General features: G+C 72.8%; 19 protein-coding genes. 14 read left to right on the top strand and 5 right to left on the bottom strand.

The window, feature by feature from the left end; translation table 11 throughout:
• The 4 genes from ACMXN5_RS01090 to ACMXN5_RS01075 are packed head-to-tail and all read left to right on the top strand — an operon-like array spanning window position 1 to window position 3,168.
• Entirely contained in the window at window positions 1–1,014 is a 1,014-nt protein-coding gene (locus tag ACMXN5_RS01090; RefSeq protein ID WP_439673549.1) for a GHMP family kinase ATP-binding protein, read from the top strand.
• The gene (locus ACMXN5_RS01085) at window positions 1,011–1,214 is read left to right on the top strand and encodes a hypothetical protein (protein ID WP_439673548.1); all 204 of its coding nucleotides are present in this window, start codon (window positions 1,011–1,013) and stop codon (window positions 1,212–1,214) included. Before ACMXN5_RS01090 ends, ACMXN5_RS01085 begins: the two co-directional genes overlap by 4 nt.
• Window positions 1,211–2,434 (top strand): thioester reductase domain-containing protein, encoded by a 1,224-nt coding sequence (locus tag ACMXN5_RS01080; RefSeq protein WP_439673547.1) that lies wholly within the window; start codon window positions 1,211–1,213, stop codon window positions 2,432–2,434. The genes ACMXN5_RS01085 and ACMXN5_RS01080 overlap by 4 nt, the downstream gene beginning before the upstream one ends.
• Window positions 2,431–3,168: a class I SAM-dependent DNA methyltransferase gene (locus tag ACMXN5_RS01075; protein WP_439673546.1), complete on the top strand. Its 738-nt coding sequence runs from the start codon at window positions 2,431–2,433 to the stop codon at window positions 3,166–3,168. Before ACMXN5_RS01080 ends, ACMXN5_RS01075 begins: the two co-directional genes overlap by 4 nt.
• 73 nt (window positions 3,169–3,241) lie before the next feature.
• Here the strand turns inward: ACMXN5_RS01075 and ACMXN5_RS01070 are convergent, their stop codons facing one another.
• Window positions 3,242–6,289, bottom strand: a complete 3,048-nt coding sequence (locus ACMXN5_RS01070) for an amino acid adenylation domain-containing protein (RefSeq protein ID WP_439673545.1) — start codon at window positions 6,287–6,289, stop codon at window positions 3,242–3,244.
• A gap of 217 nt (window positions 6,290–6,506) precedes the next feature.
• Between ACMXN5_RS01070 and ACMXN5_RS01065 the strand changes: the two genes are divergently transcribed.
• Both ACMXN5_RS01065 and ACMXN5_RS01060 read left to right on the top strand, forming a co-directional pair.
• Window positions 6,507–7,673 carry a winged helix DNA-binding domain-containing protein gene (locus ACMXN5_RS01065; protein WP_439673544.1) on the top strand — a complete coding sequence of 389 codons (1,167 nt, stop codon included), beginning with the start codon at window positions 6,507–6,509 and terminating at the stop codon, window positions 7,671–7,673.
• A 165-nt stretch (window positions 7,674–7,838) separates the two neighbouring features.
• Window positions 7,839–9,362 (top strand): alpha/beta hydrolase, encoded by a 1,524-nt coding sequence (locus ACMXN5_RS01060; protein WP_439673543.1) that lies wholly within the window; start codon window positions 7,839–7,841, stop codon window positions 9,360–9,362.
• A gap of 93 nt (window positions 9,363–9,455) precedes the next feature.
• Here the strand turns inward: ACMXN5_RS01060 and ACMXN5_RS01055 are convergent, their stop codons facing one another.
• The 4 genes from ACMXN5_RS01055 to ACMXN5_RS01040 form a co-directional block, all read right to left on the bottom strand.
• Window positions 9,456–10,241, bottom strand: a complete 786-nt coding sequence (locus ACMXN5_RS01055; protein WP_439673542.1) for a tryptophan 2,3-dioxygenase family protein — start codon at window positions 10,239–10,241, stop codon at window positions 9,456–9,458.
• Window positions 10,238–11,491: a pyridoxal phosphate-dependent aminotransferase gene (locus tag ACMXN5_RS01050; RefSeq protein ID WP_439673541.1), complete on the bottom strand. Its 1,254-nt coding sequence runs from the start codon at window positions 11,489–11,491 to the stop codon at window positions 10,238–10,240. The genes ACMXN5_RS01055 and ACMXN5_RS01050 overlap by 4 nt, the downstream gene beginning before the upstream one ends.
• 158 nt (window positions 11,492–11,649) lie before the next feature.
• On the bottom strand, window positions 11,650–12,531 hold the full coding sequence (locus ACMXN5_RS01045) for a class I SAM-dependent methyltransferase (RefSeq protein WP_439673540.1): 882 nt from the start codon (window positions 12,529–12,531) through the stop codon (window positions 11,650–11,652).
• Between the two features lie 135 nt (window positions 12,532–12,666).
• Entirely contained in the window at window positions 12,667–13,458 is a 792-nt protein-coding gene (locus ACMXN5_RS01040) for an SDR family NAD(P)-dependent oxidoreductase (protein WP_439673539.1), read from the bottom strand.
• A 258-nt stretch (window positions 13,459–13,716) separates the two neighbouring features.
• Here ACMXN5_RS01040 and ACMXN5_RS01035 point away from each other — a divergent pair, with 258 nt between their 5' ends.
• The 8 genes from ACMXN5_RS01035 to ACMXN5_RS01000 are packed head-to-tail and all read left to right on the top strand — an operon-like array spanning window position 13,717 to window position 23,324.
• Window positions 13,717–15,540 (top strand): non-ribosomal peptide synthetase, encoded by a 1,824-nt coding sequence (locus ACMXN5_RS01035; RefSeq protein WP_439673538.1) that lies wholly within the window; start codon window positions 13,717–13,719, stop codon window positions 15,538–15,540.
• Window positions 15,540–16,793 carry a cytochrome P450 gene (locus tag ACMXN5_RS01030; RefSeq protein ID WP_439673537.1) on the top strand — a complete coding sequence of 418 codons (1,254 nt, stop codon included), beginning with the start codon at window positions 15,540–15,542 and terminating at the stop codon, window positions 16,791–16,793. Before ACMXN5_RS01035 ends, ACMXN5_RS01030 begins: the two co-directional genes overlap by 1 nt.
• Window positions 16,790–17,890 (top strand): cysteine synthase family protein, encoded by a 1,101-nt coding sequence (locus ACMXN5_RS01025; RefSeq protein WP_439673536.1) that lies wholly within the window; start codon window positions 16,790–16,792, stop codon window positions 17,888–17,890. The genes ACMXN5_RS01030 and ACMXN5_RS01025 overlap by 4 nt, the downstream gene beginning before the upstream one ends.
• Window positions 17,887–19,116 carry an ATP-grasp domain-containing protein gene (locus ACMXN5_RS01020; RefSeq protein ID WP_439673535.1) on the top strand — a complete coding sequence of 410 codons (1,230 nt, stop codon included), beginning with the start codon at window positions 17,887–17,889 and terminating at the stop codon, window positions 19,114–19,116. The genes ACMXN5_RS01025 and ACMXN5_RS01020 overlap by 4 nt, the downstream gene beginning before the upstream one ends.
• Window positions 19,113–20,678: a lyase family protein gene (locus tag ACMXN5_RS01015; RefSeq protein ID WP_439673534.1), complete on the top strand. Its 1,566-nt coding sequence runs from the start codon at window positions 19,113–19,115 to the stop codon at window positions 20,676–20,678. Before ACMXN5_RS01020 ends, ACMXN5_RS01015 begins: the two co-directional genes overlap by 4 nt.
• Entirely contained in the window at window positions 20,678–21,472 is a 795-nt protein-coding gene (locus tag ACMXN5_RS01010; protein WP_439673533.1) for a thioesterase II family protein, read from the top strand. The genes ACMXN5_RS01015 and ACMXN5_RS01010 overlap by 1 nt, the downstream gene beginning before the upstream one ends.
• Window positions 21,448–22,452, top strand: a complete 1,005-nt coding sequence (locus ACMXN5_RS01005; protein WP_439673532.1) for an ATP-binding cassette domain-containing protein — start codon at window positions 21,448–21,450, stop codon at window positions 22,450–22,452. The genes ACMXN5_RS01010 and ACMXN5_RS01005 overlap by 25 nt, the downstream gene beginning before the upstream one ends.
• The gene (locus ACMXN5_RS01000; RefSeq protein WP_439673531.1) at window positions 22,449–23,324 is read left to right on the top strand and encodes an ABC transporter permease; all 876 of its coding nucleotides are present in this window, start codon (window positions 22,449–22,451) and stop codon (window positions 23,322–23,324) included. The genes ACMXN5_RS01005 and ACMXN5_RS01000 overlap by 4 nt, the downstream gene beginning before the upstream one ends.
• The last annotated feature ends 2 nt before the right edge of the window (window positions 23,325–23,326 follow it).

The following is a 23,326-nucleotide window of genomic DNA, read 5'->3' as shown; positions in this document are numbered from 1 at the left end:
ATGGCGGCCACCGTCGATCCCGCCGCCTTCGACCGGGGCCGGGCGGCCCGGCTCACCGTGGTGGGCCCGCCCGCGCGGCCCCGCGTGGCCCTGGGCAGCGCGATGGCCCATCACGGCGAGATCCTCCAGGGCGTCTTCGAACGCGACGACGGCCGACTCACACACGCCGTCGTCTCGCTGCCTCTGCCCGCGCTGCACGCCCGGGCCACCTTCGTCCCGGAGCGCGCCTTCGGCGTCACGGTCAGCCCGGTGTGGAAGACCAAGGCCGCCGGCGCCGCCGAGGAGACGCTGCGCCGACTGGGCGTTCGTGAGGGCGGCCGGCTGAGCGTACACAGCTCGATCCCCGTCGAACGCGGCATGGGCTCCTCCACCGCCGACGTGGTCAGCACGATCCGCGCGGTGGCCCGCGCATACGGCCGCGTGCCGACCGAGGCGGAGGTCGCCGCCCTGGCCGTGCGGGCCGAAGGCGCCTCGGACGGCGTGATGTTCGGACACCGCGCCGTGTTGTACGCCAACCGGGACGGCTACGTCCTGGAGGACCTCGGCGGCCCGCTGCCGGCCCTGGAGGTGCTCGGCTTCGATGTGGGCGGACCGGACGTGGACACCATCGCCCAACCGCCGCGCGTGTACCGCCCGCACGAGATCGAGCACCTGCGGCGGTTGCGGACCATGCTGCGCCGCGCGGTGACCGAGACGGACTGCGCGCTGCTGGCCCGCACCGCCACCGCCAGCGCCCGGCTCAACCAGCGTTTCCTGCCCCAGGCCGCGCTGCCGCTCGCCGAGCGCATCTGCCGCGCGGACGACGGCATCGGCGTCCAGGTCGCGCACAGCGGCCGGGTCCTGGCCGTGCTGTTCGACCCGGCCGCCCCCGAACTGGCGGCCCGGGTGGCCGACGCCCGGCGGCGACTGCGGGCCGCCGGAGTACGACGCGTGTGGTCGTTTCGTACCGCGTCCGCGACGGCCGGGGCGCCGGTCGGGCCGTGCGACGCGGACAACCGTGAGGAGCGGTGGTGAGGACGTCGATCCCGATCCTGCTGACCGAGGACGACCTACGGATCCTGGCCCCGGACCGGCCCGAACAACCGGACGCGGGCCGGCCCGGCCCCGCGCCCGCCGAGCCCGGCGCGGCGGACCCGGTGAGCGACCCCGCCCGGCCCGCCGAGGGCGACGGCTGGGACGACGACGGGCCCTCGCCGCTGTGGAGTTGGCGATGAACACCGTCGAACAGGACCGACTGCTGCCCGCCGACGTGGTGCCGCGCAACACCCCCGGCGGCTCCGACCGGCCCGGCGCCGTCCTGGTGACCGGCGCGAACGGCTTCCTCGGCGCCGCCGTGGTCGCCGAACTGGCCGAGCACACCGACCGACGGATCCACTGCCTGGTACGCCCCCGGAACGGCACCGCACAGGAGCGCCTGGAAGCGGCGCTGCGCGACTTCGACCTGTGGAGCGACGCGTGGTCCGGCCGGGTGACCGCACTCGCGGGCGACCTGGCCCGACCCGGCTGCGGCCTGTCCGACGCCGACCGGCGCGTGGTGCTCGACGACGTCGACACGATCCACCACTGCGGCGCGGGCGTGAACGTCAGCTACCCGTACGAGGCGCTGCGCGCCGCCAACGTCACCGGCACCGTGGAGGTGCTGCGCCTGGTGTGCGAGGGCCGACCCAAACGACTCGCGCACGTGTCCACGGTGTCGGTGCTCTACGGGCGAGCGCCCGGCGACCGGGAAACCCCGGATGTCGTCCCGGACTTCGCCGAACTCGGCCCCGCCGGCGCGCTCGGCGGCTACGGACTGAGCAAGTGGGTGGCCGAGGACCTCGTCGCCCGGGCCCGCGAACGCGGCGTGGACGCCGTCGTGTTCCGCCCGGGCGCGCTGGCCGGGCACACCCGCACCGGGGTGTCCAACCCCAACGACTACGCGTGGCTGTTCCTGCGTACGTGCGCCGCGATGGGCGCGGCCCCGCTGGCCGGCGCGCCGCTGTGGTGGGCGCCGGTCGACCACGCGGCGCGGGCCGTCGTACGGCTGACCGACGCGAGCACGGGAGCGGCACCGCCCGCCTACCACCTGATCGCCCCCGAACCCACCCGCTACACCACGCTGTTCTCCTGGCTGCGCCGCTTCGGCCATCGGCTGCGCCCCGTCGACTTCGCCCTGTGGCGAGGACGGTTGTTGGACGCGGCCGTTGCCTCGGACCGGGACGAGGTACGGCGGATCGCGGCCACCCTGCCCGGCTCGTCGGCCGGCGGCGCCGCCACGATCCCGGACGTCGCCTCGGACCGCACCGACGCCGCGCTGGCCGAACTCGACGTGCGCTGCCCGGTCCTGGACGAGCCGCTGGCCCGCAGGTACTTCGAAGTCGGCGTCGCTCGAGCGGAGTTGGCCGCCCCCGAAACGATCGCCACGGCACCACGAACGTCGAGGAGAGGACCATGACCGGATCGAACGCGGCGGCGTACAACGCCGTCGCCGAGGTGTACGACGAGTGGACCGGCCCACTGCCCGACACCCCCGCCACGGTGGAGTTCCTGGCCGAACGCGCGGGCAAGGGCGCGGTCCTCGAACTGGGCGTCGGCACCGGCCGGGTGGCCCTGCCGCTGGCCGCCACGGGCCTGGAGGTGATCGGCATCGAGGGCGCCGACAAGATGATCGACAAGCTCCGCCGGCGGCCCGGCGGCGACACGTTCCCGGTGATCCTCGGGGACATGGCCGACGTCGCGGTCGACCGCACGTTCTCCCTGGTCTACATCGTCTTCAACACCTTCCTGTGCCTGCTCGACCAGCGCGACCAGGTGCGCTGCCTGCGCAACGCGGCCGAGCACCTGGAGCCGGACGGCACCCTGGTCGCCGAGATGCACGTGCCCGACCTGACGCGCACCGACGCCGACGGGCAACGCCTGGCCACCGGCAGCGTCGAGCGCGACCGGGTGTTCCTGGAGGCGACCATGCACGACCCGGTGCGCCAGCGGATCAGGACCCAGGTGGTGGTGGTGAGCGAGGGAGGCATCCGCCTGTATCCCAATCAGGTCCGGTACGTGTGGCCCGCCGAACTGGACCTGATGGCGCAACTGGCCGGGCTCGAACCGGTCGATCGGTACGGGGGTTGGACGGGCGAGCCGTTCACGGCCAAGAGCACGCGGCACGTGTCGGTGTTCCGCAAGGCGGCCTGATCCCGCCGCACACCCACGAACGGCGCGGCCTCGCCCCTCTCGGGCGAGGCCGCGCCGTCGTGTCGTGGCGCCCTCATGTCCGGACCGGCCACCGCTGCCCCTGCTGCTCCTGTGCGACGGTCTCGGCGAAGCCCGCGGCGAGTTCGTGCGCCGCGTCCGGGGCGAGCAGGTCGACGCGGTGCTGGAGCAGGCCGACGAGGTCGTCGCCGTCCGCCCACAGGTCCACCGACACCGGCAGCGCGGTGCGCTGGGCGCTCTCGCGCGGGGCGGCCTCCGGCTGCGGCGACACCGGCTCCAGCCACACCCCGGGGCCGATCTCGCGCGGCGCGGGGAGGGGCTCGCGCAGGGTCAGGGCGAGCCAGGGCAGGGCCCGGCGCAGCTCCGGCCTGCCGCCGAGCCCGTCCGTGTCCAGGAGGGCCTGTGCGGGCACCGCCGACATTGTCGACGCCGGGACCGGCTCGCCGCCCGACGGCCGATCCCACGTCGACAATGTCAGGGTGGCCAACGGCGCGACCAGGTCACCGGTATCCGCCGAACGCCCGGGCTCGACCCGGGCAACCACCATCGACGCCCCCCATTCCCGGGGCAACACGCGCAGCATCGCCCGCGTCAACGCACTCTCCCGCGCCGGGCCGGGTACCGCCGCCGCGTCCAGCCGGACCGGCACCAGGCCCGTGTCGTAGCCGCCCTCGGGAACCGGAACGAGACCGTCCGACGCGGTGCGCAACGCGGCGACCGCGTCGGCCAGGGCCGCCCCCGACGCGGCCTCGCGGCGAGCCCGGGCCAGTGGCGCGAACCGCCCGGCGTCGTCGGGTGCGGCGGCGGGATCGCCCGCGTACGCGTCCGCGAACTGCGACACGATCACCCCCAGCGACGCGACGTCCGCCACGGCGTCGTGCACGCGGATCTCCAACTCGAAGCGCTCGTCCGCGAACTGCCGCAGCGCCGCCCGCAACAGGGGCCCGTGGGCCAGGTCGAACGGGGCATCCATCGCCGCATGCGACCGGCCCGCGTCGATTCGCGCCTTCGCCGGGGCATCCCGCAGATCCTCCTCGAACACGTCGAATTCCACGTAGGGCGACACGAGTTGCCTGCCGTCCTTCGCAACCGGTGCGAACCGGGTACGCAGGCACTCCTGACGTCGCACCACCGCCGCCAGCGCCTCGACCACCCGCCCGGTGTCCACGGCGCCGGTCAGCGTGGCCCGCACCGCCAGGCCGGGGGAGGTGATCCCGGGCACCAGCCGCTCCGCCCGACACAGCGCCCGCTGCTCCGGCGACAGCTCCGCCTCGCGCTCCCGCGTGTCGGCGTCGTCGGCGGGCGACGCGGACGCACGATCGATCACGGCAGCCCACGCGCGTACGGTCGGCTCGGCGAACAACTCCCAGACCGGCAGCTCCAGCGCGTACTCGGTGCGCAGCCGGGAGACCACCTCCATGGCGAGCAGCGAGTGGCCGCCCAGGTCGAAGAAGCCGGCCCGGGCGTCGACCTCGGCCAGCCCGAGCACCTCGCCCCAGACCTCGGCCACCGCCTTCTCGGTCGGGCCGTCGGGCGCCCCGTCGGGGTCGGGCCCGGCCGGGTCCGGCGCGGCCTCGGCCGGCTCCTGCCACGCGAGCAGCGCCGCGTGGTCGACCTTCCCGTTGGCCGTCATCGGCAGCGCGGGCAGGAACGACAGCCGATCGGGCACCATCGCCTCGGGCAGCAGGCGACGGGCATGCGCACGTACGTCGGCGGCGGTCGGTGCGTGCCCCGGCTCGGCCACCAGATAGCCGGCGAGCGTATCCCGGTGCGCCAGGACCGCCGCCTGGCGGATCGCCGGCGACTTCTCCAGCGCCGCGACCACCTCGCCGGGCTCGACACGATGGCCACGGATCTTGACTTGGTCGTCGGTACGCCCGATGAAGTGCAGGTCGCCGCCGGAGGTCAACCGGACCACGTCGCCGGTGCGATACATCCGCGCACCGCGCACTCCGGAGAATGGGTCCGGGACGAACTTCTCGGCGGTCAGCGCCGGCCGCCGGTGATAGCCGGAGGACACCTGGAGGCCACCCACGTACAGCTCACCGCGCGGACCCGGCGGCAACAACTCGCCGTCCGGATCCAGGACATAGAGCCGCGTGCCCGGGATCGGACCACCCAGCGGCAGCCGGTCCGGATCCGAGATCGGCGCGAAAGTGGCGTAGACCGTGGTCTCCGTCGGGCCGTAGCCGTTGTGCAACGACTCGGTCCGTTCCAGGAGTTCGCGGGCCAGCCGCTCGGTCAGCTTCTCCCCGCCGCCGAATGCCCACACCCGGCGCCGACCGTCGGTCCCCAGTCCCGCGAGCACCAACATGCGCCACAACGACGGCGTAGCCAGAACGGTGGTGACCCGATGCCGGTCGATCAGGTCGAGCAGCAGATCGGGGTCACGCGTACGCTCGTCGGGCGGCAGCACGACGGATGCTCCCGCCGCCAACGGCACGAAGATGTCCGTGATGGACATGTCGAACGCGATCGAGGCCACCGACAACACCACGTCGCCCTCGGCGAGCGCCGGGCCCCGCGCCCGCAACGCCCGGACCAGGGTGGCCAGTCCGCCGTGTGTGGCCACCACACCCTTGGGCGTGCCGGTCGAGCCGGACGTGTAGATCACATACGCCGGGTCCGAGGGGAACAGACGTGTGGGGCCAGCCGGTTCGCCCGGTGGTTCCGCGTCCAGCCGCAGTGCCGGGGCCGCGTCGACCACCGCCGCCGGCGCGCCCTCGTCCACCAGGACGAGTTCGGGACGGGCATCCGACAGGGTCAACGCGATGCGCTCGCTCGGATGGGCGGGATCCAGTGGCACGTACACCCGGCCCGCCCGCATACAACCCAACGCCGCGGCCACCAACGACGCGCCGCGCCGCCCGCACACCGCCACCCACCCGCCGGGGGAGACCCGCCCGGCCACCGCCGCCGCCCAGCGGTCCGCCGCCGCGTCCAGTGCGGCGAACGAGGTCTCGCCGTGGGCGTCGAAGATGGCGGCCAGACCGGGCGAACGGCGCGCGATCTTGGCCACTGCCCGGGGGAGGGACCCGATCGCCGGGTCGGCACGGTCGGCGCAGTCGGGGTTCGGCTCGTCCGCACGATCGGGAACAGGCATCGCCATCCGTTCCGAGGCGACTCGGTACGCGCCTCATTTCCCGGAGAAATCACATTACTTGCACGATTACCCCGGACCGGGGAACGCCGCAAAGATTCTGTCGGACATCTGTACGGAATCCTTCCCGGGCACGGACGCCGGCGGATATCGGCGTAGCATCGACAGGCATTCCCGACCCGACGCGTCCGAGAAATCGATCGAACGAAGAGGTGCGCTCGTGAATGACGGCGACAGCGAACACGTGGACCGGGAGCGGGTGCTCGCGTTCCGCGCGGCCGGCCACCAGCTGACCGACGCGAGTCCGGCGCCCGACCTGTGGGCCGCCGCGGCCGTCGGTGCCCAGAACACCCCACCGGGCAATGGACCGCTCGCGCTGCTGGCCCGCGTACCGGGACTGACCGTCGACGAGGTGGACCGGGCCCTGGCCGAGGACAAGTCGCTGCTCCAGGCCTGGACGGTGCGGCAGTCGCCGTACCTGTTCCCGACCCGCGACCTCCCGGTGTTCACCCGGCCGATGTTGCCCGAGGACGAGGAGTCCTGGCGGGTGGCCGTGCAGGGCTTCGTGCCGATGCTCGACGGGATGAAACGTTCGGCGGTCGACGTCGTGGAGCTGACCCGGGCGGCGATCGAGGACGCCTTGGACGGACAGGTGTTGACCAAGCGCGAGTTGGGGGTCGCGCTGGGGAAACGGATGCCCGGCGAGTTCGCGGGATGGTTCGAGCCGGACACCTTCAGCAGCTTCACCGCGATCCTGGCCCGGGCCATCTCGCTCACCGGCCTGTTCGTGATCGCGCCGCGCGCGGGACGCGAGGCCTCGTTCGTGCGCACCGACCAGTGGCTGGGCAAAAAGCCGCCGCACCGGTCCGCATCGGTCGCGCGCAAGGAGTTCGTGCGCCGATACCTGCGCGCCTACGGACCCTCGACGCCCGAACACCTCGCCGAGTGGGCGGGTACCGCGCAGCCGGTCGCCGCCAAGGCGTGGCGGGCGGCGGCCGACGAGCTGCGCGAGGTGCGCGTCGACGGCCGCACGGCGTGGATCCATCGCGACGACCACCGGGCGCTCGTCGACCCGCCCGAGGTGCGCGGACTGCGCGTGCTCCCGGCCTACGACCCGTGGCTGCACCAGCGCGACCGGGAGACCGCCGTCCCGGACGGCGCGCTGCGCAAGCGGGTCTGGAAGCACACCGGCAACCCCGGCGTGGTCCTGCGCGACGGCGAACTCGTGGCCCTGTGGCGGTCCCGCAAGAGCGGCCGCACGCTGCGATTGACCGTGGAGACGGTACGCAAGCTGCGCAAGGCGGACCGCGAGGGCATCGAGCAACGCGCTTTTGACATCGCGCCGTTCCGGGGCTGTACGCGGGCCGAGACCGAATTCGCGGACTGAGCCGGGGCCGGACCCGCGTCGGGGCAGAGCGTGTGCGCCGAGGGAGCGACAGATCCGACAAAGATCTCGCGCGGCCGAACGGCTCGTGTTCGAGCATGTGGTGGTGTCCGTCGTACCGCGCGCCCGCCGGTCGGGCGAGGCGTGCCCGATCGCGAGGAGACCACCGTGCAGTCGCAGCCGCGACCACCCACCACGTCCCGCCGCCGCTCGTGGCTCGTGTCCACGGCCACCGTGCTGGCCGCCGTGGCAACCACCCTGGCCGTACCGTCCTCGGCCGTCGCGACCCCCGGGCCCGCAGTGCCGAAGCTGACCTGGTCCGGCTGCGGCGACGGCTTCGAATGCGCGACCGCCCGCGTCCCGATGCGACCGGGCGCGGCCGACGGCAAGACCGTCGACCTGGCCCTGATCCGCATCCCCGCCCGGGACCGGGCACACCGGATCGGCACACTCTTCGTCAACGGCGGGCTCCAGGGCGGCAACGGCGTCGCCCTGCTGCGCACCCGCACGGCCCCCTTCGCGGCCCTCGCGGACCGCTACGACGTGGTCGGCTTCGACCAGCGCGGCCAGTCGAACAGCGCGCCCGGCGCGCACTGCATGAGCTACGAGCAGGAACGCGAGATCGAGGAACCGCTCCCGGCCTACCCCACGCTCGCCGACCGCCCGGCCAAACTCGCCGAGGCCAAGGCGCTGACCGCCGCATGCGCCCGCAACACCGACCCGACGCTGCTGCGCACGATGAGCACCGCCGACTCGGCCGCCGACCTCGACCTGCTGCGTCGGGCCGTGGGCGACGACCGGCTCCACTACCTGGGCCAGTCCTACGGCACCGTGCTCGGGCAGATCTACGCCGCGCGCTACCCGCACCGCGTCGGTGCGATGGTCCTGGACGCGGCGATCGACGCCCGCGACTACGTCTTGGAGCCGCTGCGCTTCGACCGGGAACAACTCGCCGCCGGCGAGGTCGCGCTCGGCCGCTTCCTGAACTGGTGCAAGGGCAATCCCGCGCCGTGCCCGTTCGGGGCCGGAGACCCGGTGAGCGCGTTCGACGCGCTGGTGGACAAGCTGGAACGCAACCGGATCGCCCACCCGGGCCGGCACGACATCCTCACCGGCGGCCTGCTGCTCACCCAGGTCATCGGCGGACTGGCCGCCTCCGAAGGATGGCCACGCTTCGCCGCGTACCTGGCGGCGACGGCCGCCCAAGACGTGCCCACCACCGAACCGCCCACCGGCCCGGACGATGTGACGGCCCAACAGCTCGCGAACTCCTGCCTCGACCGGGACGTGCCCACCGATCTGCGCGCGCACGACCGGCACTTCACCGCAGCCGCTGCGGCGTCGGCGCACTTCGGCCGGCTGTACGGCTACGGCGAACTCAAGTGTGCGCAGTGGCCGGTCCGGGCCGAGCACCGCTTCGAGGGCCCCTGGCGCTACACCGGACCCGACCGCGCACTGGTGATCGGCGTCGACGGTGACCCGCTGGCCCCACTCGCCTGGGCCCGCGACGTGACCGAAACGATGGGCCGCGCCCGGCTGTTGAGCGTCGCGGGGGACGGGCACACCGCGTACGGACGAGGCAGCGCGTGCGTCGACGACGCGGTCCGGACCTACCTCACGTCCGGCCGGCTGCCGGATCGGGGAGCGAACTGCACGCTGCCGGCGCCGAATGCGCCGACCGCCAAGGGCTGACTCCGCCGCCGCGAGCCGACCCGCGAAAGACCGCCGGTACCGGGCCATTCGGCTCGGTACCGGCGGCGTATGTGTGGACGCGCTATCGGCAAGTCATCGGTCGTACCGCCCGCCCCCACCGACCCCGACCACTCCGGACCCGTGCAACGCCGCGCGCGCCTCCCACAGCTCGGGAAACGGCACCGCCAGCCGCCGGGCCAGGAAGTCCGCGCCCGTGGTGCGACCGGTCCCCGGCCGGGCGCCGATCTGGCGAACCACCACCTCGACATGCGCCAACTGGCAACGGCGCACCGCCTGAGACAGGTCCACCAGACCCTCGGCCAGCAGATACGGCAACCCGGACTGCGGCGCCCGCCGATACACCTCGGCCACGGTCAGATCCCGCTCGGCCAGGGCGGCCAGAAACTCGCGGAACAGCGCGCTCTCCGCGCCGTACAGCCCCAACGCCCGGTAGAGCGCGTGGAACTGCGCCGACTGTGCCCCGCTGGCCCGCCCGAGCGCGCCGCGAAAGCGGGCGAAGGAGGACACGGTCAGCCGCTCCAGCACGGTGAAGTGCTCGGCGATCATGGCCAGCACGTGTGTGGTACGTCGAACCTGCTCCAGACACAGGTGCAGATCGCGCGGCCGGGAGCCGATCGCGTCGGCCGCCAACTCCAGGTCGAGCAGCGCCTGTTTGAGCCACAACTCGCAACTCTGGTGCGCCACGATGAAGAAGTGCTCGGCGGCGTGCGTACACCGGTCGCTCTCCGCCGTGGTCGGGGTCTGCGCGCCCAGGATCGTGGACAGGCGCAGATAGCCGTCGTAGGTGGGCCCGGCGGCGCCGTCGGCCGCGCTCGTGTTCGGGTGCGGGGCGGACGTGCGGGCCGCGGAGCCGTTCACTCCCGACCGCCCGACGCCGTGGTGAGCAGCCGTTCGACGCCGGCCCGCAGCAACTCGCCGTCGCCGCAGAAGGCGATCCGCAACAACCCGTGTGAGCGCGGCGACTGCCCCAGGCCGGTGACCCGGCAGTGCGCGTCGATGATCGGGCGCAGCGCGAAACCCCGGCCCGGCGCCACTGCCGTACCGTGCTCGGCGAGCAACTCGGCCGCGAACACGTCGGCGTCCAGGCCCACCGAGGCCAGGTCCAACAGCGCGTACCAGCCGCCCGGCGGGACCCGGCCCAGCAGGCCCGCCGCGACCAGGTCCGGCAGGGCCCGATCCCGATTCGCCCGCACGGTCTCGCGGTTGCGCGCCGCCGCCCCGGGGGCACCGAGTGCGGCGAGTCCCGCGTACTGCACGGGAGTCGGCGGGGCCACGATGCTCGCCTCCTGCACCACCCGCAGCGCGCTCGCCGCGCGCTCGTTCGGCACGGCGATATAGCCGAGCCGGTAGCCGGTCATCGCGTAGCTCTTGGAGAAGCTGAACGCCGAGTGCACCAGGCGCTCCCGCTCCGGCACGTCCCGCTCCAGCGCGGCCATGGACACGTGCGTGCCCTCGAACACGAAGTGTTCGTACGCCTCGTCGCTGATGATTCGCCAGCGCCGCCGCCGGGCGAGGTCCAACACCGCCCGCAGGAACGGCTCGTCGAGCACCACACCGGCGGGGTTGGAGGGCGTGTTCAGCAGGATCAGCCGGGTGTCCGGGCCGCCCGCGTCGGCCAGCGAGTCCACGTCGGGCCGGAAGTCCCGGTCCAGCGGATAGAACCTCGGCCGCAACCCGGCCAGCAGGGCCTGCTGGAGATGGATCGGCCAGTGGATCTCCGGCAACAGGATCTCGTCTCCGGGATCGGCCATCGACTGCATCAACGCCGCGAGCCCCTGACACGAGCCGGGGGAGACGAACACCCGGTCCGGCGCGGTGTGATGGCCGTTCTCGGTGGCCAACTTGGCGGCCAGCGCTTCACGCAGCTCGATCATGCCCTCGGCCGAGGTGTACGCGGCGCGCCCGTCGCGCGCCGCCGCGCCCAGCGCCTCGACCGCCTCGGCCGGGGGCGCGAACGACGGTTCGCCCACGTGCAATCGGATCGCGGCGCGGCGGTGCGTGCGCTCCCACACCTCGGCCGAGCGGAACACGTCGTGCAGACACGACGGCGGGATGGACGCCGCGCGGGAGACGGCCAAGGGTGCCGCGCTCGTCTCGAAGGTCGACATGAGGGCTCTCTTTCCGCTGGTACGCGTGGGTGCGACGGGTGCCGGACGGCTTCGCGAGGCGCGCCACCCGGCGGTGGCGGCGCCGCAGGTCGTCGAGAGCCGCCACCGACGCGGCCCGAAGGGTCTCGGGCCGGCGCGGGGGCGGATCCGAAGGCGCGTCAGCGCCGTGGCCGGGGCGCGAACTCGTAGAGGTAGAAGCTCTGCAGGTCCGGCGGGCGGTTGCCGATGACGTTGGTAGACAGCGGCCGGAACCCGTTGAGTTCCAGGTCGCGGCGCACGATCAGCGGGGAGAGCTTGTGCTCCTCGTCGAACGACGTGGTCAGGTCGTCGCGGGTGATCTGCAACTCGGCCAGCACCACGGTCCAGTTGTCCTTGGCCATCGCGTAGTCGACGACGAACTTGTACCAGTGCCACAGCGCACGCCGGCGTTTGGCCTCCAGGTCGCGCGACCACTGCGGGACGACGCCCTCGGCACGGTACGCGGCCACCTCGCGGTGCGAGGTCAGCACCAGGCCGTCGGCCAGGTGGATCACCTCGGCGGTGGTCACCCGGGCCGCGTCGTTGTCGTCGCAGTACTCCGGGCAGAACTCGTCGCCGATGATCAGCACGCCGTCGTCGACGAGCAGCGTGCGCACATGGTCGAGGTAGGTGTTCGGCAGGTGGTGGTGCGAGCCCCAGGAGATGACCACGTCCAGCGGCTCCTTCCACTCCTGGAACGGCCGGTCGAAGACCTCGCCGCCGGCGCGGTCGGCGAGCCGCGCGCGGGCCTGGGCGATCAACCGGGGCTCGACCTCGTTGGCGATCACCCGGTGTCCCGGGAGGCTGTGCGCCAACATCGCCGAGACCACGCCGGACCCGGAGCCGACGTCCATCACCGTCAGCGGGCGGCCCAGGGTCTGCGCCCGGCGGCGGACCAGGTCCACGATCAACCGGTCGCCGTCGGTGATGTCGGGGTGGCCGTGGCGCATCGTGTCGCCGATGTCGATGTCGGCGAACTCGGGTCGTCCGTATACGGTCGTGGCGTCTTCGGTGGTGGTCACGGTCTCTCCTCCTGCGATGTCGATGAGGTGTGGTCCGTGGTGGCCCGGGCGCCCGTGCCGGGCCGTGATACGGCCCGTGTCGGGCGTGGGCAGCCCCGGCGTGCCGCGGGCGGTGGACGCTGTCCGAAGCCCGCCCTACGCGGTGCGCCCGCCGTCGACCGGCAGCAGTACGCCCGTGATCCACCCGGACCGCTCGGCGTCCAGCAACGCGCACACCCAGTGGGCGACCTCGTCGGGCGTACCGAAACGGCCCATCGGCGTGCCGGCGAGCAGGCCCGCCCGCAACGCCGCCGTCGCCGGCTCGTCCAAGCCGAGGTCGTCGTACATCGGGGTCTCCACCGGCCCGGGCAGGACCGCGTTCACCCGCACGTCCGGCGCCAACTCGTGGGCCAGCGAACGGGTCAGGCTGTTCAGCGCGGCCTTGCTCGCGCCGTAGAGGGACCGCCCCGGCATGGCCAGGACCCCGCCCACGGACGAGACGTTGACCACGCTGCCCCGGTCCGCGCGCAGTGCCGGCAGACAGGCCCGGATCAGCGCGACCGGGCCGCGTATGTGGGTGTCGAGCATGGCGTCCAGATCCGCGCTCGCGGCATCCTCCAACGGCGCGAAGCGGGCCACGCCGGCGTTGTTGACCAGTCCGTCGATCCGGCCCAGCCGTTCGATCGCGGCGCCGACCAGTCGATCCGCGCCGGGCTCGGCGCGCACGTCCCACGGCAGTACGGCGGTTCGGGTGCGCTCGCCGGCGGTGCGCCGGATCAGCGCGGCGGTCTCCTCCAGCGCCCCGACCCGCCGGCCCACCAGGGCGACCGAGGCCCCGGCGCACGCGGCCCGCACCGCGACCGCCGCACCGATCCCGGATCCGGCGCCCGTGACGAGAACCACCTTGCCGGTCAGCGCCATCGAGAGGTCCCACGGGGCCGAATCCACAGTGCCCGTCCACGGTGTCGTAGGTGTCGTCGGTGTCTTGTCCACCGTGGCGTCATGTTCGCCGGTGAAATGCCGCGCCGTCATGATTCTTTCCCGGATGTTTCCCGCCGCGCCGCGCCTTCTCGGCGCCGTCCCGACTACCTTCCGAATTCCTTCGCGGGCATTGACCACGAGGCGCATCCGAACAATTGTCGAAAAGCCATTCCTTTGGCGGTTCGGCGACGCGGAGCGGAGCGGAAGGCGATGACAACGACGAATATGACGGCGTCCGAAGCGCATCCGACGGAGCGCGACGCGGCGGTACTGCACGAACTGGTCGAGTATCAGGCACTGCGCGACCCGGACGCGATCGCGGTCGTCTCGATCGAGGGTGACACCCTCACCTACGGCGAACTGCACGCCCGGGCATGCGGGTTGACGAATCGTCTGCGCGCCGCCGGGGTGGGCCACGAGGATCGCGTCGCGGTGACCGTGCCGCGCTCCCCGACGGCGATCGTCGCCCTCCTGGGCGTGTTGGCCGCCGGCGCCGCGTACGTGCCGATCGACCCCGACTTTCCCCTGGAGCGGCAACGCTTCATGGTCCGCGACAGTGCCGTGTCGGCCGTGGTCGCCGAACGCGGCGCGGGCGTCCCGGACTTCGTGGACGACGGCGTGCCGGTGCTGTACGCCGACGCCGAGGCGGTCGACGGCGACGCGGCCGCGAACGATCCGCTCGCGGAACTCGCGGCCGGTCGGGTGCGACCCGACCAGGCGGCCTACGTGATCTACACGTCCGGATCCACCGGCGTACCCAAGGGCGTCGTGGTCGAACACGCCGCCGTGGTCGCGCTCGTCCTGGACGAGGAACGCATCGCGGTGCGCCCCGGCCAGTCGGTGGCCCAGTACGCGCCGATGGCGTTCGACGCCTCGACATTCGAGATCTGGGCCGCGCTGTGCCGCGGCGGCCGGGTGGAGATCCTGCGCGGTGGACCCGTCGCGGTCGAGGACCTGTCCGCCGAGTTGGCCAAGCGTCGGCCCGACTGGCTGTTCCTGACCACCGGCCTGTTCCACGTCCTGGCCGACCACGCGCCGCACGCACTGGAGCCGGTCGGCACGCTGATCACCGGCGGCGACGTGCTGTCCCCGCAGCACATACGAACGGCCGCCGCCGTATCGGGACTTCGGGTCCTCGCGGCCTATGGGCCCACGGAGACCACGACGTTCGCGTCGCTGCACGCCGCCGACCCGGACGCGGAATGGGATCGGGTGCCGATCGGCACCCCACTGAGCGGACGCACGATGTACGTACTCGACGAGGACCTGCGCGAGGTCGCACCCGGCGAGGTCGGCGAGTTGTACGTCGGCGGCGTCGGCGTCGCCCGAGGCTACCTGCGGCGCTCGGCCCTGACCGCGGAGCGGTTCCTGCCCGACCCCTTCCGGGGCGGCCGGGCGAGCCGGATGTATCGCACCGGCGACCTCGCGCGGCGCCGCGAGGACGGCGCGTTCGAGTTCCGCAGCCGTACCGACCGGCAGGTCAAGATCCGCGGCTTCCGGATCGAACCGGGGGAGATCGAGGCCGTGCTCAACGGCCGCCCCGAGGTGGCCGAGGCCGTGGTCGCCGTGTTCGGCACCGAGGCGGACGGAAAGCGGCTGGTCGGCTACGCGGTACCGGCCGGCGACGCCCGGGTCACCGCCTCCACGATGCGCGCCTGGCTGGGCGAGCGCCTGCCCGCGCACATGGTCCCCGGCACCTGCCTGGTCCTGGAGGAGATGCCGCACGACCCCAACGGCAAACCGGACCGGTCCGCACTCGCGGCACCGTGGACCGCGCGCGAACGACTGGGCGACCTGCCCGAATACCGGGCGCCGCACAGCGAGGCCGAATCGCTGATGGCCGACGTCTGGGCGGAGGTGCTCGGCCTGGACCGGGTGGGCGTCGACGACAACTTCTACGAACTCGGCGGCGACTCGCTGCTCAGCGTGGACACCATCGAACGCCTGCGCAGGCTCGGCATCGACTGCTCGGCCGGAGCGTTCTTCCGGCACCAGACCATCGCCGAACTGGCCGCGGCCACCGGCGGCGACCGCGACGGCGCCCGCTGATGGAGATCACCGCACCCCCTCCCGGCCTGCGCATCCCCTACGCCGACGTCGACCTCACCGACCCCGCCGTCTACGAGGAGTGCCAACACGCCAGATGGCGCACGATGCGCGAGGACACGGCGGTGACCAGACACACCGCGCCCGCCGTCGGCGACGTCTTCTGGGGCTTCGCCCGGCACGCCGAATGCGACCGCATCGTCAAGGACCACCGCGTCTTCGGATCCGAGGACGGCACCATCCTGGCCTCGGTCGGCGTCGGGGACAGCGCCGGGGGCCGCACCATCACGCTGATGGACCCGCCGCTGCACAGCGACATTCGCCGACCCACGATGCGCACCATCGGCCACGCGGTCGTCCGCAAGCGCGCCGCCGGAATCCGCGAACGGGTCCGCACCCTGGCCCGACCCCTGCTCGACGGCGGCGAACACGACTTCGCGAAAATGATGCGGCTGCTGCCGATGGTGGTCATCGGCGAACTCATGGGCATTCCGGACGAGTACTGGGAGACCATCGCCCACTACACCACCGCCAGCATCGCGCCCGACGACCCCGAATACGCCAGCGGCGAGACCACCCACGAGACGCTGCGCCGCGCCCACCACGAACTCTTCGCGTGCTTCACCGAGATCATCGAAAGCAAGCGCGCCCACCCGGGCGAGGACCTGATCAGCGCGCTGACCACACTGGAGACCGAGGGCGCGCCGATGGACGACCTGCGCGTCGCGCTGAACTGCTACAGCTTCCTGCTCGGCGCCAACTCGACCACGCCGCACGTGGCTTCACACACGCTGCTCGCCCTCGCCGAGCGTCCGCACCTGTGGGACGGCGCGCTGGCCGACGAGCACAGCACCGCGCTGCTGGTGGAGGAGGGCGCACGCTGGACGACGCCGACCAATCACCTGGTGCGCCGAGTCCGCGAGGACACCGAGGTGGCCGGGACCACGCTGCGCCGGGGCGAGTGGGTGTGCGCCTGGGTGGCCTCGGCGAACCGGGACGAGAGCGTGTTCGCCGACCCGTACACCTTTGACCCGAGCCGATCGCCCAATCCGCACCTCGCGTTCGGCGGCGGCCCGCACTACTGCATCGGGGCGCCGTCGAGCCGGATGGCCCTCGGGATGCTCTTCGACGAACTGGGCACCGCCCTCGAAGGCGTCGAACCCACCGGAAAGGTCACCCACCTGCGTTCCAACTGGATCAACGGGATCACGTCCATGCCGATGCGGTTCCACCGTCGCGGACGGAACAGCCGATGAACGGCCGGGCGTTGAACGGGCGGGCGTTGAACGGGACGGCGCCGGGCGCGCGCAGCGTCGGGATCGGCGACGCGGTCGCCGCCACCGAGATGCCCCGACTGGTCCGGCTCGAACACAACCTCTACGCGGCCTGCTTCACCGTGATGAAGCTGCTCCCGGCCCGACACATCCTGGACACCGCCATCGCACGCGGCGAACTACGGCCGGGCACGACCGTCGTGGAGACCAGCTCCGGCACCTTCGGACTCGGCCTGGCCATGGTGACCGCGCTGCGCGGCTATCCGCTGGTCCTGGTCAGCGACCCCGTCCTGGACGCACCGCTGCGGGCCAGGCTCGAAGACCTGGGCGCCCGGGTCGAGATCGTCCCCGAGCCGGCGGCTGTCGGCGGACACCAACGCGCCCGCCTCGACCGGCTCGACGAGATCCGCAGGGAGTACGCGCCGGCCTTCGTGCCTTCGCAATACGACAACCCGCTCAACCCCGACGCCTACACGGCGGTCGCCGACCTGGTCCACGAGCGGATCGGGCCCGTGGACACCCTGGTCGGCTGCGTCGGCTCCGGCGGCTCGATGTGCGGCACAGCGCACGGACTGCGCCGCCACCGTCCCGAAATGTGCGCGGTGGCCGTGGACACCCACCACAGCGTGCTCTTCGGGCTGCCCGACGGCCCCCGCACGCTGCGCGGACTCGGCAACAGCCTGATGCCGGGCAACGTTGAGCACGACACCTTCGACGACGTGCACTGGCTGGGCGCCGCCGAGGCGTTCGGCGCGACCGGCCGACTGCACCGCGAACACGCCCTGTTCATGGGGCCGACCAGCGGCGCCGCACACCTGGTCGCCCGCTGGGAGGCCCGCCGACACCCGGACCGAACAGTGCTGGCGCTGTTCGCCGACGAGGGACACCGCTACCAGTCCACCTCGGGCGACCCGCACTGGCTGCGCCGACACGGGCTGCACCTGCCCGTACTGCCCACCGAGCCGCACACCGTCACCGACCCCGCCCGGGTGCGCGGCCACTGGGACCGGATGGTGTGGGGGCGCCGCCCCGCCCCGGATCCGGCCCGATCCCCGCACGAACGGGCGCCGGTCCGATGACCGCGACCCTGGTCCTGGTGGAGAGCAACACCACCGGCAACGGCCGAGCCCTGGTGCGCGCCGCGCGCCGCGAGGGCCTGCGACCGGTACTGCTGTGCGCGCGACCGGAACGCTACGCCTACGTGCGCGAGGACGACGTCCCGGTCGTGGTCACCGACACCGGGTCGCTCGACGCGCTCGTGGCGGCGGTCCGAGCGCTGCCCGGCCCGGTGGTGGGCGTGGCCGGCACCTCGGACCACTACATCGAGACGGTCGCCCTCCTGGCCCGCCGGCTCGGCCTGCCCGGGCCCGACCCGCGGGCCGTGGCGACCTGTCGGGACAAGGGTCGACAACGCCGCACCCTGGCGGCGGCCGGGGTGGCCGTACCCGAGGGCGTCACCGTCACCGACGTCTCGCTCCTCGCCGACGCGCGACGTCGGCTGGGCCCCGGACCGGTGCTGGTCAAGCCGGTCACCGGCAGCGGCAGCGTGGGTGTGCGCCTGTGTACGGACGCGGACGAACTGCGCCGGCACGCGGCGGCGCTGCTGGACGCGCCCGTCAACGAGCGCGGACTCGCGGTGCCCACCGGGGTGTTGCTCCAGGAGTACGTGGCCGGCCCGGAGTTCTCCGTCGAGTCGGTCGGCGGCCGGGTGGTCGGCGTCGTGGCCAAGCACCTGGGCGAACCGCCGTACTTCGTGGAGACCGGACACGACTTCCCGGCCGTCGCCGAGCCCGAACTGCTCGCCGCGCTGCGCTCGCGCGCCGCGGCGGCGGTCACGGCGCTGGGCCTCGCCGAGCAGCCGACGCATGTCGAACTGCGGGTGGGAGCGGACGGACCGGTGGTGATCGAGGTCAACCCTCGGCTCGCGGGCGGGCATATCCCCGAACTCGTGCTCGCCGCCCATGGCGTGGACCTGATCGACGCGGTCCTGGCCACAGCTTTGGGCCGGTCGGTGGCGCCGCGTCCGACGGACCGTGCGGGGGCGGCAGCCGTGCGTTTTCTGCTCGCGCCCGCGAGTGGTGTGTGGGCCGGCGTCGACGGGGTTTCGGAGGCGGCCGGGATGCCGGGTGTGCGGCGGGTCGAGATCGATAGGGCGGCCGGGCCGGCCGTTCGACACGGTGACTTCCGCGACCGGGTCGGCGCGGTGCTGGCCGGTGCGCCGGACACGGAGACGGCGGCGGCGTTGGCCGAACGGGCCCTGCGCCGGCTGACGGTGCGCACGATGGTGGGGGAGGCGGTGCGGTGAGCGCCGATGTGCCACAGGCCCTCGACGATCGGGTACATACGGGCGGCCGGGTCCTGATGCATCCACGTGTGCGCGCGCTCACCCAACAGCCGGGCGTTGACGCGGCGTTCGCGGGCGCGCTTCGGCTCACCACGCAGATCGACCGGGCGCATGTGGTGATGCTCGCCGAACGCGGCATCCTACCGATGGACGCCGCCGCGCGGCTGCTCGCCGCCGTGGACGACCTGCGCGCCGAGGACTTCGCGTCACTGCGCGACCGCCCGGCCCCGCGCGGCTGGTACCTGATGTACGAACTGTTCCTGACGGAGCGACTGGGCCCGGACGTCGGCGGCCAACTGCAACTCGGCCGCTCACGCAACGACCTCACCGCCACGCTCCAGCAACTCCAGCTGCGCGGCCCCTATCTCGACCTGCTGTGGCAGTCGCTGCGCCTGCTCGGCACGCTGACCCGCACGGCACGGCGATACGCACGCGTGGTGATGCCCGCCTTCACCCACCACCAGCCGGCCGTGCCGATCACGTACGGCCACTACCTCAGCGGCGTCGCCGTGGCGTTGGCGGCCGACATCGACGCGCTGGCCCGCGTCGCCGAGGACCTCGACCGCAGTCCGCTGGGCGCGGGCGGCGTGGGCGGCACCACGGTGCCGATCGACGCCGGCCGCACCGCCACGCTGCTCGGCTTCGCCGGGGCGCGGGCCAATTCGGTCGAGGCGGTCGCCTCGCGCGACGCGGGATTGCGGCTCCTGGCCGCCGGCGCCGTCCTGGGAGTGCTGCTCGGCCGGGCGGCCACCGACCTGTCGTCGTGGACCGCATCGGACAGCGGGCTGTTGACCGTCCCCGACGAACTGACCAGCGGCAGTTCGATGATGCCGCAAAAGCGCAACGTCTTCGTCCTGGAACACGTCGCCGGCAAGGCGGCGGCCCCACTCGGCGCGTTCGTCACGGCCGCGACCGCGATGCACAAGACCCCGTTCAGCAACTCCATCGCCGTGCACGCCGAGGGCATGCGCCCGGTCGAGGACGCGGTACGTCAACTCGCCCAGGCGGCGGAGCTGTTGCGCCTGGTGGTCGGCACAGCCCGACCGGACGCGGAGCGCATGACAGCCCGGGCGGAAGCCGGCTACACGGCGGCGACCGAGGCCGCCAATCGCCTCGCCCTCGACACGGATCTCGGCTTCCGGGCCGCGCACGCCGCAGTCGCCGGGGCGGTCCGTACCGCACTGGCCAACGGCGGCGAACCGCTGGCCGACGCACTGACCCGACTGCCAGAGGCGAACGGGTCCGGCAATCCGCCCGCTTCGCCCGGCGCGGTGGCCGAAACCGCCGAATACGGCGGCGGCCCCGGCCCCAGGGCGCTCGACGACTGCCTGCGCGCCACCCGATACCGCATCGGCGACCAACTCGCCCTGCTGCGCGCGCTGCGCCACCGCTGGACCGGATACGAACCCGCCCTGGACGCGGCGGTGGCGGAGGTACGACAGGCAGGAGCGGCCCGGATCGACACCCGCAGCCGTGCGAACCACCCGACGCCCCACGACCTCTCGGACCGAAGGAGCACGTGATGACCGGCCAACGCCGTGGCCCGTGGGTGACCTTGCCCCGTCCGCGCCCCGACGCCGACCTGCGGCTTTACTGCCTCCCCTACGCGGGCGCGGGCGCCTCCGCCTTCCGCGACTGGCCCGAAGCGCTCGACAGGCTCGGGTCGTTCGAGGTCGCACCGATCCAATACCCGGGACGCGAGACCCGACTCCGCGAGCCCCCGCGGATCGACATCGACGCGATGGCCGCGGCGGTCGCCGCGAGCATCGATCGCCCCTACGCCGTCTTCGGACACAGCATCGGCGGCCGGCTCGCATTCGAACTGTGCCGCAGGCTGCGCGACGGCGACGCACCATCCCCGGTACGGCTGTTCGCGTCCGGCTGCCCGGCCCCCCAGTACCCACCGGCCGCGATCCGCGACTCGGACCTACCCGACGACGAGTTCATCGCCCGCGTCGGGGGTATGGGCAGCCTCCCGGCCGAGGTCGTGGCCGACCCGGAACTCCGCGAACTGGTCCTGCCCGTGCTGCGCTCCGACTTCGCCATGGTCGACGACTACGTCTACCTCGCGCAGCCCCCGTTGCCCCACCCCATCAGCGCGTTCGTGGGCGACGCCGACCCGGAGGCCACCGAGGCGACGGCAGCCGGCTGGCAGGAGCAAACCACCGCCGACTTCGCCCTGCACGTCCTGCCGGGCGACCACTTCTTCCTCCACAGCGCCCGCAGCACTCTCCTGACCACCCTGGCCCGCGAACTGTCCGCCCCGACCACCCTCGAAAGGATCGTGGAGTCATGCCGGACGACGCCATCGCCGTAGCGGCGCTGTGCAAGAGGTACGGCGACGTGCACGCGCTGGACGGACTCGACCTGACCGTCGAACAGGGCACGGTCATAGGTCTGTTGGGTCCCAACGGAGCCGGCAAGACCACGGTCGTGCGAATCCTGGCCACGCTCCTGCGCCCCGACTCGGGATCCGTGCGCGTATGCGGGGTGGACGCGCTGCGCCACCCCGAACAGGTCAGGCCCCGCATCGGCCTCACCGGCCAGTACGCGGCGGTCGACGAGAAACTCACCGGCTACGAAAACCTGCGCATGCTGGGCCGACTCGCCCGCCGAGGCCGAGCCGAATCCCGCACCCGCGCGCACGAACTCCTCGACCAGTTCGACCTCGCCGACGCCGCCGACCGCCTGGTCCGCACCTACTCGGGCGGCATGCGCCGCCGACTCGACCTCGCGGCCGGCCTGATCGCCCGTCCCGAAGTGATGTTCCTCGACGAACCCACCACCGGCCTCGATCCGAGAAGCAGGGAGTCGATCTGGCAGGTGATCACCGACCTGTCCGCCGCCGGCACCACGGTCCTGCTGACGACCCAATACCTCGAGGAGGCCGACCACCTCGCCGACACGGTCGCGGTCGTCGAACACGGCACGGTGATCGCACACGGCACCCCCGACCAACTCAAGGACCGGGTAGGCGGCGAACGCCTGGAGATCCACCTCGACGACCCCGCCACCCACGAACGCGCCGAACAGGCGATCCGCCCGGTCATCCGCGACAGCCCGTGCAACCACGACGGCAAGGGCCGGCTGACGGTGACGACCACCGGCGCGGCACTGCTGATGCCCGACCTGGTCCGCGAGTTGGACGCGGCCGAGGTGACGGTCCTGGACCTGGCGGTCCGCCGCCCCACCCTCGACGACGCCTTCTTCGCCCTGACCGACGACCACCACAAGCCGCCGAATCCCGACGCCGAACACCTCACCGCGGTCACAACCCAGGGGACGGAGCAGCGATGAGCAGCATCTCGCCCGAAAAGCCCGCACCGTCCGCGCACTCCACGTCGGGCAGGTCGATTACCCGAACGACGCCCGGCGGCGCGAGCGCATACGCCCACGGGCGCGGCATCGTCTGGTGGCTCTCCGACGCCGGAGAAATGGCCCTCCGCAACCTCAAACACCTCCACCGCACCCCCGACCTCCTCATGTACGCGCTCATCCAGCCGGTGATGTTCATCCTGCTGTTCCGCTACGTCCTGGGCGGCGCGATCGAGGTCCCGGGCGGCGACTACGGCCAGTTCCTGCTTCCCGGCATCTTCGTACAAATGGTCCTGTTCGGTTCGGTCGCGGGCACCGCCGTCGGACTCGCCGACGACATGAACAAGGGCATCATGGACCGCTTCCGCTCGATGCCGGTGAGCCGATCCGCGGTCCTGGCCGGCCGCACGTTCTCCGAACTGGCCCGCACCCTGGTGGCCGTGGTCGTGATGGTCACCGTCGGCCTGGCGGTCGGCTTCCGCTTCGAAGGCGACCCCCTGCCCACGGCAGCCGCCTTCCTCCTCCTCTTCGCCTTCGGCTACGCCTTCTCGTGGCTGGCCGCCCTGATCGGCATGGCGGTATCAACTCCGGAAGCGGCCCAAGCAGGCGGCACGGCCTGGCTGTTCCCATTCACGTTCATCAGCTCGATCTTCGTCCCGGTCTCCACCATGCCGAGCTGGCTCCGCCCCTACGCCGACCACAGCCCCATAACGGTCGTGGTGGACACCATGCGAGCCTGGCTCAACGGCACAGACGCCGGCTCATCCCCCTGGCAGGCCCTGACCTGGACCACCGCCATAACCGCAATCTGCGCCCCCCTGGCAATAGCCCGCTACCACAACAAATCCACCTGACC

The organism is Embleya australiensis, assembly GCF_051903075.1.
Lineage (GTDB): Bacteria > Actinomycetota > Actinomycetes > Streptomycetales > Streptomycetaceae > Embleya.
This window is presented reverse-complemented; position numbering and strand designations above follow the sequence as displayed.